12 protein-coding genes are annotated in these 14,189 nt (G+C 39.3%); 6 read left to right on the forward strand and 6 right to left on the reverse strand.

Annotated elements, in window-relative coordinates:
• Positions 1–56: 56 nt before the first annotated feature.
• Entirely contained in the window at positions 57–245 is a 189-nt protein-coding gene (locus HMAT_RS11315; RefSeq protein ID WP_104382794.1) for a hypothetical protein, read from the reverse strand.
• Between the two features lie 905 nt (positions 246–1,150).
• Here HMAT_RS11315 and HMAT_RS11320 point away from each other — a divergent pair.
• Positions 1,151–1,726 (forward strand): Crp/Fnr family transcriptional regulator, encoded by a 576-nt coding sequence (locus HMAT_RS11320; protein ID WP_104382795.1) that lies wholly within the window; start codon positions 1,151–1,153, stop codon positions 1,724–1,726.
• Positions 1,727–1,841: 115 nt separating this feature from the next.
• On the forward strand, positions 1,842–2,537 hold the full coding sequence (locus HMAT_RS11325; protein ID WP_104382796.1) for a type 1 glutamine amidotransferase domain-containing protein: 696 nt from the start codon (positions 1,842–1,844) through the stop codon (positions 2,535–2,537).
• 263 nt (positions 2,538–2,800) lie between these two features.
• Here the strand turns inward: HMAT_RS11325 and ligD are convergent, their stop codons facing one another.
• The gene (gene ligD / locus HMAT_RS11330; RefSeq protein WP_104382797.1) at positions 2,801–5,503 is read right to left on the reverse strand and encodes a DNA ligase D; all 2,703 of its coding nucleotides are present in this window, start codon (positions 5,501–5,503) and stop codon (positions 2,801–2,803) included.
• A 347-nt stretch (positions 5,504–5,850) separates the two neighbouring features.
• Between ligD and HMAT_RS11335 the strand changes: the two genes are divergently transcribed.
• Entirely contained in the window at positions 5,851–6,339 is a 489-nt protein-coding gene (locus HMAT_RS11335) for a copper resistance protein NlpE (protein ID WP_104382798.1), read from the forward strand.
• A 12-nt stretch (positions 6,340–6,351) separates the two neighbouring features.
• On the opposite strand, the gene HMAT_RS11340 is transcribed toward HMAT_RS11335, so the two are convergent.
• Complete coding sequence (locus tag HMAT_RS11340; protein WP_104382799.1) at positions 6,352–8,811, reverse strand: PIG-L family deacetylase; 2,460 nt, start codon at positions 8,809–8,811, stop codon at positions 6,352–6,354.
• A gap of 303 nt (positions 8,812–9,114) precedes the next feature.
• On the opposite strand from HMAT_RS11340, the gene HMAT_RS11345 reads away from it, so the two are divergent.
• Positions 9,115–10,146, forward strand: a complete 1,032-nt coding sequence (locus HMAT_RS11345; RefSeq protein ID WP_104382800.1) for a fatty acid desaturase — start codon at positions 9,115–9,117, stop codon at positions 10,144–10,146.
• 168 nt (positions 10,147–10,314) lie between these two features.
• Here HMAT_RS11345 and HMAT_RS11350 read toward each other — a convergent pair whose 3' ends face one another.
• Entirely contained in the window at positions 10,315–11,349 is a 1,035-nt protein-coding gene (locus tag HMAT_RS11350; RefSeq protein ID WP_104382801.1) for a pectinesterase family protein, read from the reverse strand.
• A 421-nt stretch (positions 11,350–11,770) separates the two neighbouring features.
• Between HMAT_RS11350 and HMAT_RS11355 the strand changes: the two genes are divergently transcribed.
• Complete coding sequence (locus HMAT_RS11355; protein ID WP_104382802.1) at positions 11,771–12,064, forward strand: hypothetical protein; 294 nt, start codon at positions 11,771–11,773, stop codon at positions 12,062–12,064.
• A 180-nt stretch (positions 12,065–12,244) separates the two neighbouring features.
• Positions 12,245–12,712 (forward strand): PA2169 family four-helix-bundle protein, encoded by a 468-nt coding sequence (locus HMAT_RS11360; RefSeq protein ID WP_104382803.1) that lies wholly within the window; start codon positions 12,245–12,247, stop codon positions 12,710–12,712.
• 96 nt (positions 12,713–12,808) lie between these two features.
• Here the strand turns inward: HMAT_RS11360 and HMAT_RS11365 are convergent, their stop codons facing one another.
• Both HMAT_RS11365 and HMAT_RS11370 read right to left on the reverse strand, forming a co-directional pair.
• The gene (locus tag HMAT_RS11365; RefSeq protein ID WP_104382804.1) at positions 12,809–13,066 is read right to left on the reverse strand and encodes an FUSC family protein; all 258 of its coding nucleotides are present in this window, start codon (positions 13,064–13,066) and stop codon (positions 12,809–12,811) included.
• A 371-nt stretch (positions 13,067–13,437) separates the two neighbouring features.
• Positions 13,438–13,944 carry a pyridoxamine 5'-phosphate oxidase family protein gene (locus HMAT_RS11370; RefSeq protein WP_104382805.1) on the reverse strand — a complete coding sequence of 169 codons (507 nt, stop codon included), beginning with the start codon at positions 13,942–13,944 and terminating at the stop codon, positions 13,438–13,440.
• Positions 13,945–14,189 lie beyond the last annotated feature (245 nt).

Below are 14,189 nucleotides of genomic sequence, written 5' to 3' on the forward strand. Positions count from 1 at the left end.
TTTACATAAAAAGCGTCCTCTTTTTTTCTATTTTCCCAATTTCAAACCACAGGACTTTACGCTTCGTTTTTATTTCTTTTTAAACGATCAGTTGACAATAAAGCAGTAATGGATGTCGCCGCCAACGCAGAAATTCCAATATTTAGCGTACTGACCAAAAAGTGATCGGAAAGTGAATACTTAATACCATAATAAGTAATGGCGTAAGTAACCAAATAAGTGATAAATGCTTTAATAATTTCCATAATATTAACACATGGGATACAGCTACAATAATTTTCGACGCAAATATAAAGAGCTTCTTTACCCCTATTTCCTTTCGCTTACGATTCGTCTTAGATGATTTATGATTCGTCGTTTTTAAGGATGATCAGGGTATTAAATTCTAACCCACTGAATAAATAATGTAAAATATATCACTTATTTTCAAATCAATTTAGCATCAAAACCATCAAGTCATTCAACAAGAAATTAAATTTACCAACATCTTTTCCCGTTGGTTTGAATGCAGCAAAAAAGCACTAAAAACGCCTTGGTGAAATCGCCTATGGAGTCCAGTTAAGAAAACCATCTTTCAAAATTATTAGAACAACATAGAGTTACGCCGAATGAATACAGAAAAAAGTCTTAATAAAAAAAAACACCCGATAGCATGGGGTACTCCGGGTGTTTTAGCCATATTATTAACCTATTTTATGAAAAGTGCCCGTGAAGGGCAACACTAAAGTAGAAAAAAACTTTGTATAAACAAAATAAAAAGTAAAAAAAACAGATTTTCAATCTCAGCTAAACCGGTTAAACATTGATTTAGACAAACAACATAATCTTCTTTATCTGGTACACAAGCTCGGAACTAATTAACCCCAAATCCGATAGTAATAGCGTAATAACAGGGATATAACAGGGATTTAACAGGGTTTTATCAGGGATAATCCCCTGTTAAACCCCTGTTAATACAGTATTAAAATAGTGTTATTTCACTTTTAATTTAGAAAATGGTATTAACTTGTTGATAAGACATATACTACGATGCTATTCCATCCTTCCTATCTAGTGAATAATCAAAAATATAAGCGCTCCCAAAAAAAGATGCACGGCTCAGAGATTAGGAGATTTTGCTTAATTTTAGTCCATTAAATAACTTTAAACTATGACCGGTCGCGAAATTCTCAGACAACATATCAATAAAACCGTCCAATTAGATGATGAACAATTTGATTATTTCTTTTCTTTTTTCAGACCGGTATCCTTTAAAAAGAAACAAGCGATCATCAATATCGGCGATACGGTGGAATGCGAATATTTTGTCCTCAATGGCTGCCTAAAAACTTTTGTGGTTAATGATGAACAAAAAATGCATATTCTACAGTTTGCCACACAAACCTGGTGGGCATCCGATTATAATGCCTTACACAACTATACGAAAGCAACGGTCAACCTGGATTGTGTAAGCGATGCAGATACGCTTTGTCTACTTGCTGAGGACCGTGAACGTGTATGCAAGAAAATCCATGAGGTGGAGACATTTTTACGATGGCGTTCGAATAAGGGGTATATCGGTCTACAAAAGAGAATTCTATCCCTACTCAATAATGACGCCCGCAGTCGGTATGAGGAATTGATGCTCCAATATCCCGAATTATACAATCTTGTCCCAAAACACTTGATTGCAGCCTATCTTGGTGTTTCCCGGGAGACGCTCAGCCGACTCTATCAGAGTAAATAATGTGATCTATATCACCAAAACAAACCATTCTTTAAAATGTGATGTATATCACATAGATGCCTAAAGATTTATGCCCTACTTTGTACTATCATTTAAACAATTAATTTTTTAAAAGATGAAAAAAGAGAACTTAAAGGTATTGGTCGTTTTGACTTCACATGACCAACTGGGAGATACAGGAGCTAAAACAGGTTTTTGGGTGGAAGAGTTTGCAGCTCCCTACTATGTTATGGCCGATGCGGGAGTCACGATAACAATTGCCTCACCCAAAGGCGGACAACCACCTATTGATCCCAAAAGCGCACTTCCTGATTTCCAAACAGCAGCAACAAAACGTTTTGATGCCGATATGGAACTTCAGAACAAACTGGCAAACAGCATCGTCCTAACAGCAGTGGACGAACAGGATTACGATGCAATTTTCTATCCGGGTGGCCATGGACCTCTGTGGGACCTTGCGAATGATAAGACCTCTATTACATTGATTGAATCATTCTGGAAACACAATAAACCTGTAGCCGCGGTATGCCATGCTCCCGGTGTTTTCCGATTTGTTAAGAATGCCGATGGTAGTCCATTGGTACAGGGCAAGAAGGTAACAGGCTTTTCCAATTCCGAAGAAGAAGCTGTACAATTGACAGACGTCGTCCCTTTCCTGGTTGAGGATGAACTGGTTAAGCTTGGTGGAAAATACAGTAAAGGTGAAGATTGGAGCAGTCATGTGGTCAGAGACGGTAAGCTGATCACCGGTCAGAATCCCGGTTCATCGGAAGAAACTGCAAGAGAACTATTGGCTCTGCTGGAACAATAAAACGCTGTCAATAAAAGTTTTCCGTTCTGAAATACACAAAGACAGGCCTACAACACGATTATAAAATCCCATTTTTATATGTTGAGAACAATAAAAATGGGATTTTTGCCCGATTTCTTATGATGCCAAAACCGCATAATTTATATCTATAAAATTAAGTTCATTTACCATCCGTTTGCGTTATTTCATCAAATATAGAAACCGTTCGTAAATAAAGAACGCCAAATGCTCCGCATCGGACGTATGCGTTAATGTAAATAAGATTACTTCGCAGAATAGGCACCGATGATCTTCTTGAGGTCAATTCCCTTGCCTAACACAGGTTTAAAAATATCACCCATACTATTTATCCGTTCCATTGCATTAAAAATAGTAAAATCGGTCATCTTTAATCCTTTTTTCACCTCATCCCAGTGGAGCGGCATGGATACCGTAGCACCGGCTTTGGGTCTGACCGAATAAACAGATGCAATGGTTGCATGAGGTCTGTTTTGAAGGAAATCCAGGTACATTTTCCCTTTACGGTCACGTACGGTGCGCTTGAGGCTAGTGTATGACGGAATCTCAGCATGCACCAACGTAACGATGATACGGGCAAACTCTTTCGCCTGATCATACGTATATTTGTTTCCCAAAGGGATATAAATGTGGAGCCCCGTTGAGCCACTTGTCTTGCAATAACTAGGAACGCCCATGTTGTCCAGAATCTGCTTGGTCACCTGAGCGGCTTCGATCACCTGATCGAAAGAGTTTTTATCCGGATCAAGATCAATGATACAGTAGGTTGGATGATCCGGTTTTTTAATTGTGCTATTCCATGGGTTCATTTCGATACAACCTAAATTGGCCATATACAATAATGTTGCCTCATCCTTTCCGACTAAATAATGTCGATCTCGATTATCTGCTTCACTTTGATATAAATAAAGTTCGGCCCAATCCGGTGCGGTATCGGTAACATCTTTAAAATAGAACCCTTCTCCATTGATACCATTTGGGAATCGGTTCATACTTTGTGGCCTACCTTTTAGGTATGGTAATATAAAAGGTGCTACCTGATAATAATAATTGATAAGTTCGCCTTTGGTGATCTTTTCATTTGGCCAAAAAATCTTATCGAGATTGGTAAACTTGAGCTCCCGCTTATTGATTTTTTTTACTTGGGTTTTCTCTGTTGGATTTAACAAAATCTTGCGTCCTCCAGCTATACGCGATTTAAGCATATGATTCGTTTTATCTGCAACAAACTGTTGTACTGACTCTTCCTGTTCAAGCATCACTTTCGTTGGATTTTTATCTTCTCGCATACCATCAAATGAGGGATGTCTCATAACGCCATCTTTCGTTATTTCCGTAAAACTAACTTCACATACGAGCTCCGGCCGCAACCAAGTCACCGATGCATGTGGTGGATTGGGACGAAAGCGTGAAGGTTTATTGATATTCGGCTCTTCTGCAAAAGGTGTCGTTTCTATGATCAATGGTTTAAATAAGGTCATCATATCTTTTTGCATCTTGGCATTGAAGCCGGTACCGACCTTTCCGGTATAAATGAGTTTTTTCTCTTTGTATACACCAACAAGCAGACTACTAAATAACTTCCCCGAATCATCGTTCAGGGTATAACCACCAATAACAACTTCCTGACGCTTATTGGCTTTAATTTTTAACCAATCATGTGAGCGGTTATTCGCGTGATAACTACTGTCTTTTCGCTTAGCCATGATCCCTTCCAGGCCTAGTTTTTTCGCCTCTTTCAGAAAGTCTGCCCCGGAAGTATCAAAATGCTCACTGAAAAGGATTTGTTCGCTTTGCGGAAGTACTGTTTTTAAAACGGCCTTTCTTTCGAGAAGAGATAGGCTCTTTAAATCTTTCCCCTCATACCACAAGATATCAAATACATAATAGACAAGATCACCGTCAGCTTCACTGCGCCAATTCTGCAGACTACCAAAATTTGCTACACCATTTTTGTCCAACACAACCACTTCTCCATCCACAATCGCATTGAGTTTTATCTCCTTGAGCTGATCATAAATGGGGTAAAACTTTTCATTGAAACTCTTGTCATTCCGGGACTTCAATTCCACTTCCCCTTTATGCATAAAGGCCACTGCCCGATAACCGTCCCATTTCACCTCATAAACCCAGTCATCATTATCAAAAGGTTTATCCACCAAGGTTGCAAGCATAGGCTCAATATGGGTATAAAAGGTTTGCGCCGGAGAGTTTTTCAACAGCTTATCTGGCACAGCCCGAGCTTCTGATTGTCGTCCAGGCTTCGCTTCAAGCTGGTCGCTAATCATTTCGGCAGCTTTTTTTGTTGTACTGTGTTTATCCTTTAGTGTGCTCTCTTTTTTGATAATCTTTTTCCCATATACCTTATCTGGTGATTTTTCCATCTGTGCAATGGTTTTACTGGAGATAACCGATTTATCCTTTTTTGTGATATCCTGATCGCTGGCATATTTATCCTCGAGTTTCATCAGCAACCAACCGTTATCCCCGCGCCCATGCGCTTTGACCAAGGCAAATTCTCCTTTCAACTTTTCCCCATGAAGCCTGAATTTGAGTTTCCCGGAATAAAGCTGGTGCCTGAGATTTTTGTCCATATTGGTAATATCATCCTTTGCACCTTCTACGGGTTCATATGTTCCTTCATCCCAAACGATCACAGTTCCACCGCCGTATTGACCTTTAGGGATAATTCCCTCAAAATTTCGGTAGTCGTAGGGATGATCTTCGACCATCATCGCTAGTCGCTTGATATTCGGATCCATAGAAGGCCCCTTTGGCACTGCCCAGCTTTTCAGCACTCCTTCCATCTCCAAGCGGAAATCATAATGCAAATGAGAGGCATCATGTTTCTGTACGACAAATCTCAGTTCCTTGCCGTTCGGCTTTCCGCCAAAGGGTTCCGGTGTTTTTTCATCCTTCCGTTTTTCGCGGTATTTGCTTAAACTCATACGTTCAATGTTTATCTTCGAAAATGATATAGCAACATGTTTTTATCAAAGTGCTATTCCACGAAGTGGTTACATTACTACTCTGTATAACACAATGCCAGGATTGAAAAAGTTTATATTTTTTTGCTACTTTTTTAAGTTTCTCCCGTTACTTCCAAAAATTTTATTCCTAAAATTCAAGCTGCGGGTTTGATAGATTGCCAAGGCAAACAAAACATCAGGTTATTCTTATACTAGTAGAGCAATGTATACCGTTATGGTTGCATAAAATCAATCATGATCAACATCATCTACTATACGATTTTCTTGGTATAGTAATTGTATTTTTTATCTAAACAATAACATATATGAACAAAATCGCTCAGTTTCTTTCCTTCGGAATGGTAACCCTGATAATTTCCTCCTGTCACAATATTAATGAAGGAACTGTTAGTACAGCCATCGACACTTCTGCAACCACAGACAAGATGTCCAGCAATGACAACAACCAGCAGGATACAGCTTTAACTGTTATACAAAAACGTTATATCGGAACTATTCCTTGTGCAGACTGCGAAGGAATAAAAATGGTTTTGACCTTTGTCAATGAAACTTATAAGCTTGAGGAAACCTATTTAGGAAAATCTGATCAGCCGATCAAATCCGAGGGAATAATCCTTATCGAGCGTGGCTACGAAAAAGATAATGATGCGACTTTGTACATTCTGAATCCAGATAGCGACACGGATAAGCGCTATTTCGTACGCCTTACGGCACAACCCGGTAAGTTAATCATGCTGGATAAGGATCAGAAAATAATCAGATCTCAATTGAACTATACCCTATCTGCGGAATAAAGTAACGTGCGATTAGTAAACATCAGTTTTACCAATGGACAACATATTGGCAAAGAGACGGTAGGCTCCAACCACACCAGCAGGGAGTTGTCTAAATAAAGAAAGACTACTGTTGATATAGTAACCTCTGCCTTGTTTACTCACGAGCAACAAACCATCTTCATTTCCCTTATTTGAATTTTGAGTACGCAGGATAGGTTCAAACTCTTTCCTCCAATCTTTTGGAAAAAACAGTCCCCGATCCTGTACCCAGTTATCAAAATCTTGCTGGCCTATTTTATTCGGATAATTCAAAATCCGATGAGTGGGATTCAAAAAGCGAATAGCCGATTCTGCATCGCTAATCCGTTCGCCTGAAACAGCCAAAGGATACGGACCCACCTCCACGGCAGAAAGGTCATAGGGGGTATTATATTGATTGATCAAAACCCCACCTGCTTGGACATATTCCTGCAATTTCCCATGGAAATCCACTAGGTATGGATCTGTATTATAAATTCGGAAACCCAAAACTACTGCATCAAAAGCTGATAGATCTGTATCTTTCAATGCTGCAGGAGATATCAATTCTAAATGATTCACCAGCTGTTTTAAGCTTGCTACAAGTTCATCATTTTTGCCCGATATGTAGGCAATTCGGCTAGCCAGACTTGCAACCGAGCTATTTAAAACCCGTAACTCTGCTTTAGGATAATACCGCACCTCTTCGATATGGGGATAACTGACCGATTTTATGCTATGTTGATGGACACCGTAAACAGTTTCAATTTCAAAACCAAGCTTTTGTATGCTTTCAGTATGTCCCAATGATGTTAACTGAAAATTCACTATTTCAGAAGCATTGCCGCGAATGACCACAGACTGTTCTTTGGGAGAAAGTTCCAGTCCATCCGCTGCGGTCAACCTCACATTGACAGCCTCTACCGTAGCTACATTGGATTGTATCTCAAGCGAAATAGAACGCCTTGTAAAATCCGCCAAAACAACAATATCTGTTTCAAAAGCTCCGGTAAACGCCGGGGAAATAGTGACGGCCTTATTGTTGCTCAATACAGGTACAGTAAGCGCTATGGATAAAGCTGCAAACTGTAACTGCAATTGCACTACGATTGGATTATCCTGTTGGGACAGTACAATATCGGCTGAAGACCGGGGGGAATAACTACCTCTATCTCCCTCCTCCTTTAACCAAGTTGGGAATGAAGGATCGATCGTCTGACTGAGACGACCAGTAATTTCAACCCGTTCAGTCTGTGATAATCGATAGGATTCATGATACGCTGTTTCAAAAAAAGGAACTATCACACTGTTCAAGACCAAATCAGACTCCTTTGGTATATTGGCCTGCAAAGATAAGTTAACATTGGCTCCCGGCACCCACCTGTCATCTGTGGAATGTACTTCGAAAGATGCGCCCAGTGAACGCAATAAGAGCAACTCCAAACTACTGCGCTTTTCCTGGATGGCACTATTTGCGGGTACCGTATTCATCCAGAGCAAAATTGTCGCTACGGCCAATGGAAATTCACGATTGTTTCCATCAGCATGCTTCATCAGCAAACCATCAACCTGTTTCTTAAAAATAGGAATATACTGATCCGAAGATTCTGGTGCTGCAAAAAGAGAATCAAGCCCTATTGTGTCCAGAGGCTCACCCTTCAATAGTTCAAAATATTCAACGGAGGGCGTATGCTGTGTTAAACTAGCCATAGCTTGGGAGCGATGTTTATTGCGGCTTTCGGCAGCGATCTCACCATAATGCACACCTGAATAACGATTATACGCAGGCATATGAAGCGCAAGATACTCAGGTAAAGGTGTTACATTACCGCCAATATCTTTGACACCACTTTCCCGATAGACGTTCCAAAGGAGATGCTGCGCTTTCCAGACAGACAGCTTTTCTAAATGTTCAGGATAGGCCTGTGGATCTGCCGCAAGGTCATAAGCCCGCTCGGTCAAAATTGCCGAGCTCTGATGATGGCCATGGAGATCAGGAATATGCGGCGAAAATCGAGTAATAATGACCTGCGGGCGAAAATATCGGATAGTCCATACCATATCGGCGAGTACCGCTTGCTCATTCCATACAAGCATGGTTTCAGCCGCAGATTCTACGAATCCAAAGTCCTTTGCACGCGTAAAAAATTGCCTCGTTCCTTCCGTCTTCCGGGCAGATAGCGATTCTTGGACACGCAGTACACCTAACTCCCTCCCTTTCTCAGTACCTATAAAATTCTGTCCACCTTCACCTCGTGTGAGTGACAAATATGCCGCATCAGCAAGCTGATCTTGTGCAAAAAATGTTAACAGTTTATTATTCTCATCATCGGGATGGGCACCTACATATAAAATCCGATTGAAAACCTTCAACTTGCTTAACTCACGCAGGATATCATCGCATTTGATTTGCGTGGAAATTCCGCTTAAAGATTGTTGTCTGTTTTTTTCTGCGAGAAATTTTAATGCCATATCCGTCTATTCTATTAAGTGCGATGAATCAAATATAGGAATAATTTCATAAAGACTACTAATTTGATAGATATTATTGATTTTACTAAAATTAATGTAGTCAAATTCCTACTGAGGAGTTATATCGACACATGTAGATCCTGTAAAGATAGTGGGCCGGGACAAAAAAGGCTATTGTACCTCAAAAACTAATAATAGCATTAAAAATGTTATCTTATTATGTTAAACTTTTTGAATTAACACTTTTTAACCGATATATACCGTAGCTTAGCACTTTATCAATAATTAGAATCAACCAACAGAATGCCCTTTTTAGATCATGTACTCCAAACCCCCAGCTACGGATGGAAAGACGACAATGGAGACCTTATTAAACCTAGCCCAAAGCAGATATTCAGCGAATTTTTCAAGAGATTGAATGTTTTTAAGGACCAACGCAACTGGCTGCCCTTTTTTAGCTGGCTGAAAGTAGCTTGTCTTATTCCATTTTTCTTTGTTTTTCTCTTTGCCCACCTTAGCTGGTGGACGGTCCTCGCAGCTTTTATCTACAGTATGATCATTATGGGTACACATGGTACCATCTGGCATCATAGGTTTTCCACACATGGTGCCTTTAAATTTAGAAACTCCTTTTGGCGTTTCTTTACGCAAAATCTCACAATAAATGTAATACCGGAAGAAATTTATGTAATTTCTCATCACGTCCACCATGCAAAATCAGATCAACCAGGTGATCCATACAATGCACAGGCAGGATTTCTCTATTGCTTTTTGGCAGATGTAAACCATCAACCCATTGCCAAAGATCTGAATGAAAACTCTTACAACCGTGTCAAACTACTTATGAAACATACTGGCGTTGCAGCCAATAGTTATGCACAATATCAAAAATGGGGTTCCTATGTTAATCCGACCCATGCGATTCTGTCTTGGGTGCTGAACTGGTCATTTTGGTATGTTGTATTCTTTTTGATCGGCGGACACGCCCTGGCCTGTTGCCTATTTGGTGCAGCTGGATTCTGGGCCATTGGCGTACGTACTTTTAATTATGAAGGCCATGCCAAAGGTGAAGATAAACAACGGGAGGGGATAGATTTTAATGAAAAGGACAAATCCATTAATCAACTTTGGCCCGGTATCGTAGCTGGTGAATGGCACAACAACCATCACCTCTATCCTAAAAGTGCTCGGAGTGGTTTTAGGCCTTATCAGATCGACCTAGCCTGGTGTTATATCAAACTGATGCACAAATTAGGTGCCGTCAGTAGCTATCGCGACGACAAAAAACGCTTCAATGAGCAGTACCATAAGCCTTATATTGATGCCAAAAAATAACGATTAAAACTGAGTGACATCTCTGTAAACTGTGTCACTGGCACTTACTCCGCATGAATAAATAACAAAGTAGCTAAAGATTAGCTACTTTGTTTGTTGGACCGAACTCTCTATTTAATGCTTCATCCGCACGAAATAGTTTAATTCATATTATCTTGGTTCTGAAAGCTAGCGAGCCCCGTCTATCATTTTATGGATATCCCAATCTCCCAACACTTTCGCCAAGGAATATTCTCGTCGTTTATTGAGACGCAATTGCCGAGACCATACGACCCTTTTCGTAAGATCAATCGCGCCAGGCCCTTTGGATCCAAGTTCGGCATAAAAAACAGTTTTTTCTTTCTCTGGAAACAATTTATCTCCTTTCCATTCATTCCATCCTTCTGCTGTAATATGCGATCCCAAATAGCAGTCAACCAAAACTGTCTTGGCATATGGACGCCAAGGCCTACCGAGAAAAACTTGATTTACCGTACTATCCATGCCGATAAAATCACATTGATTAAATACAAAACCATAAACTTGTTCTACCGTTGTCGATGCGGCAGTGATATAAGAATTACGCAATGAGACTAATTTACACTTTTCAAAAAAAGCAGTCCCTGGACCGAAAATAAAATCAGTGCTGCCATTGATGCTACATTGCGAAAAAAAACTTCTGCCCTTACCCAGATACAGCGTATCTTGAAATCCTAGCAGACGACAATTCACAAACGCAATTCGATCTCCTTCAATGTGCAGTGCTATAGCCTGCCCAACTGGACCCGCGGAGTTTTCAATACTGATATTTTGAATTAAAATCTTATCCCCACGTACCATAAGTGTATAACTGCCGAAAGTTCCGAGAACTGTGCGTCCGGTCTCATCCGGGCAGTTCACAGTCTTACCCGAATAATCGTTGTAGACAATTTTGGTTGTCATCACATCTTCCCCTATCAATTGAATATTTTCAAGATGTGCGGGAATTACCACCTTTTCATTATAAATCCCCTTTTTTACAAAAATTTTAACGGCATTATCGCCACGAAAAGCACGAATTGACGCTATCGCTGCCTGTATACTTGTAAAATCACCATTCCCATTTTGATCAACCGTGATACTATCCAGCGACCCAGCCCTTAGCCCGGGGCCGAAAAGCAGTAGAATAAAAAAGAATATAAAATTTTTATTAAACGTGACGATTGTTTGGCTTTCTTTCCTCATAAAAAAATTCTCCCAATGGAATATTAAAACTACAGATATCATTATGCTCTCTGCAGCTATCAACAGTACTTTTTTTCAACAAAAACAATACATACCCCTACTGCATTCTTTCTTTCTAATGTGACCAAGAAAAGACCCTGCATCTTAGGACTAGAGTTTTCTGAAATTAGCATTTTAGCTGTAGATTATTCAAAAATTTCTACGCAATCGATCCCATACATTCCATGACATATCAATGTTGTCAGAACAAATCCAAACGGTGGTAATTTGCATTATTTTTATTAAAGACGGTTACTAAAAATTTCTTTTTTCGGTTGCAATACTTTGGTTCATATCATTCAGGTATAAACGCAGTAAATTGCGTATTACTTCGGTCAACATTAAGCTTCTTCGATCTGTTCTATATAAAAAAGATCATTATATGAAAACATTCAATAACCAAAAAGTTGTACATCGGGGTATGTGCATCTTTCTTATGACAATTATTCCCAACCCGGATCCAAGGGAGCCAAGTCCGGATCTGAGTAAGCTAAATAAAGACACCTTCACCGACCAACATGGTCGCACGGCAGATCCTAACGAGGATAATAAAAATCCAAATACAGATATATCAGGGATCAAAGATGATCGCACCCATGATCCGGACGACGCTCAGTCCGAACAGGAGGAAAAGGACGATGACAAACCCGATCTATCTGGCAATATTAACGTTTAAGAAGGCCCCGTGCATTGGAATAGTAAATATCGAATCCCACCGTTATCATGCCATTTTTAAAGTTTTCCGAGGCCCTGTTCGTAAAAATACCTAAATATAGATTAAATACTTGAATCGCATATTGGGCAAACGAAACAGCCCTTGATCAGGTCTTTTAAATGTATATAAATCAAATTTAATATGGAAAATAACATCAATAACCCCGAGATCATCAATGATATTATCAAGATCAATAACGATAGAATCGAAGGATACAACAAAGCGATCGAACTTGCACACAACCACGGTCTACATGAACTGGAACCAGACTTTAAAAAATACGTCGAACAATCGCAATCATTTATTGCAGATTTGACACCTTACATAAAACTCGAAGGAAAAGAGCCTACAGACGCTACCATGCTTAGTGGCAAACTTTTTAGAACTTGGATGGGTATAAAAGTGAATGTCACCGGTAACGATAAAAAAAGCTTGCTGGAAAGCTGTGAAAAAGGTGAGGACGCTTTTAAAGCTACTTATAAAAAGGTACTAGAGGAAGATACTGATGAGCTAACGCCTAATGTAAAGAATGTACTGACAATGCAATTAAACAAACAGCTGGAAGCGCACGACAACATAAAAATGTTGCGCGATAATGCTTCGTTGTAAAATAGCTAATGACTAGGTTAAATTGATATATGGATTTCTTCACAATCCTAATACCGAAGCTTTGAGGCTTCGGTATTATTTTTTTACATATACAGGTTACTCCTTATTCAGATTTCTGGATTTTAGTTCATCATCAAGAGCTTCGTCATTTTTTTTCCAACGCATAAATGCCCAAGCCCCCATAACGAGCAGCATAAATGTGAAAATAGTAATCCCCTTATTCACGATACCATAAATCAATACGCCAGCACAAAATCCAACTAATATGGCATTAATCAGTTTGTTGCTTTTTTGCTGCTTTTTTCTTTCCAATAATTCCTGGTCAGTCAATTCATTTAATTCTCGGTCTTTCATAGTGTCAATGTTTTGGTCAGTCTATATGATTCAAATATACACACTAAAAAATTATCTTCATATTTCACTACAAGGATATATACTATTTTTTTATTAGAAGATAGGATATCTTAGATTCTGTTATGTATTTAAAAACTTTCTTGGCTTAAGCAAGTCTAGATCCTTAATAAGGAGAAAATCAGATATAAAATCATGTAAAAACTAAACGTGACAACAAAAAAAGTCTACATAAAATAATATATGTAGACTTTTAGATCTATTCGTCGCCCGCGATTCAGCTATATCTTTATACCAACATACGCTTCGATCAAGCCTTTAAAAAGTTATCTATCTTATGATAGGTGGGCATAAATAATGTCATAGCCTCCGGATCAGAGATTTAAATCACCTTCCTTCCCGATATCTTCGGGATTACCAGTTACCGCCACCTTCAGCATGTTAAAAAGATTGACTATCATATTGGAATTCGAGTCCCAATAATGCGCATCTTGAGGAGTTACACGCACTAACCTAATGTTAGGATCTTCTTTCCCCTTTTTAAACCAGCCTTCCATCATTTTGTTCCAGTAACGATCAATTCTCGCCTGATCCCTGGATAAACTTGCCGTACCATTGACGCTCAAAAAAGTATAATTTTTTGGATCTGCATAAAAGAGCGAGACTCTAGGGTCGTTCTCGATATTTTGATGAGTTTCGCTTTCTGCTGAACAGATATACCATATATCCCCTGCAGCGTCAACTTCCTGTCTACTCATAGGAACACCATGTGGATATACAGCCCCCTTACCAAAAGAACAAACAGTACCTACGTCGATTTGGTCGATGATTGTTTTCAGTTTATCCAATGCTTCCTGATTGTTCATATTTTTCTCTGCCATAATATGTCGTTTGCTATTGAACAACCGCTCCTACCAAATAGTTCGATTAAGTTTGAAACTTACTACAGGGACTTGCCCCGATAAAAGAACATCTCCAAGACAATATTATCAACGTCTTCCAACAGCTCTTTGCTATCCCAAACGATAAATAATGGCGGAACCCGCAACATAGAGCTCATTTCGTTGAATAGCTTTTTTCAGAGACTTTTATTTCAATATAGCTTCTACTATCATCGCGTATGTAT

It is taken from the genome of Sphingobacterium sp. HMA12 (assembly GCF_002933815.1).
In the GTDB taxonomy this organism is placed as follows: Bacteria; Bacteroidota; Bacteroidia; order Sphingobacteriales; family Sphingobacteriaceae; genus Sphingobacterium.

Excerpts from the sequence above, each read along its gene's own strand:
- HMAT_RS11345 (WP_104382800.1), top strand. The coding sequence starts at position 9,115 with ATGCCCTTTTTAGATCATGTACTCCAAACCCCCAGCTACGGATGGAAA.
- HMAT_RS11355 (WP_104382802.1), top strand. The coding sequence starts at position 11,771 with ATGAAAACATTCAATAACCAAAAAGTTGTACATCGGGGTATGTGCATC.
- HMAT_RS11365 (WP_104382804.1), bottom strand. The coding sequence starts at position 13,066 with ATGAAAGACCGAGAATTAAATGAATTGACTGACCAGGAATTATTGGAA.
- HMAT_RS11340 (WP_104382799.1), bottom strand. The coding sequence starts at position 8,811 with ATGGCATTAAAATTTCTCGCAGAAAAAAACAGACAACAATCTTTAAGC.
- HMAT_RS11320 (WP_104382795.1), top strand. The coding sequence starts at position 1,151 with ATGACCGGTCGCGAAATTCTCAGACAACATATCAATAAAACCGTCCAA.
- ligD (WP_104382797.1), bottom strand. The coding sequence starts at position 5,503 with ATGAGTTTAAGCAAATACCGCGAAAAACGGAAGGATGAAAAAACACCG.
- HMAT_RS11370 (WP_104382805.1), bottom strand. The coding sequence starts at position 13,944 with ATGGCAGAGAAAAATATGAACAATCAGGAAGCATTGGATAAACTGAAA.
- HMAT_RS11325 (WP_104382796.1), top strand. The coding sequence starts at position 1,842 with ATGAAAAAAGAGAACTTAAAGGTATTGGTCGTTTTGACTTCACATGAC.
- HMAT_RS11350 (WP_104382801.1), bottom strand. The coding sequence starts at position 11,349 with ATGAGGAAAGAAAGCCAAACAATCGTCACGTTTAATAAAAATTTTATA.
- HMAT_RS11315 (WP_104382794.1), bottom strand. The coding sequence starts at position 245 with ATGGAAATTATTAAAGCATTTATCACTTATTTGGTTACTTACGCCATT.
- HMAT_RS11360 (WP_104382803.1), top strand. The coding sequence starts at position 12,245 with ATGGAAAATAACATCAATAACCCCGAGATCATCAATGATATTATCAAG.
- HMAT_RS11335 (WP_104382798.1), top strand. The coding sequence starts at position 5,851 with ATGAACAAAATCGCTCAGTTTCTTTCCTTCGGAATGGTAACCCTGATA.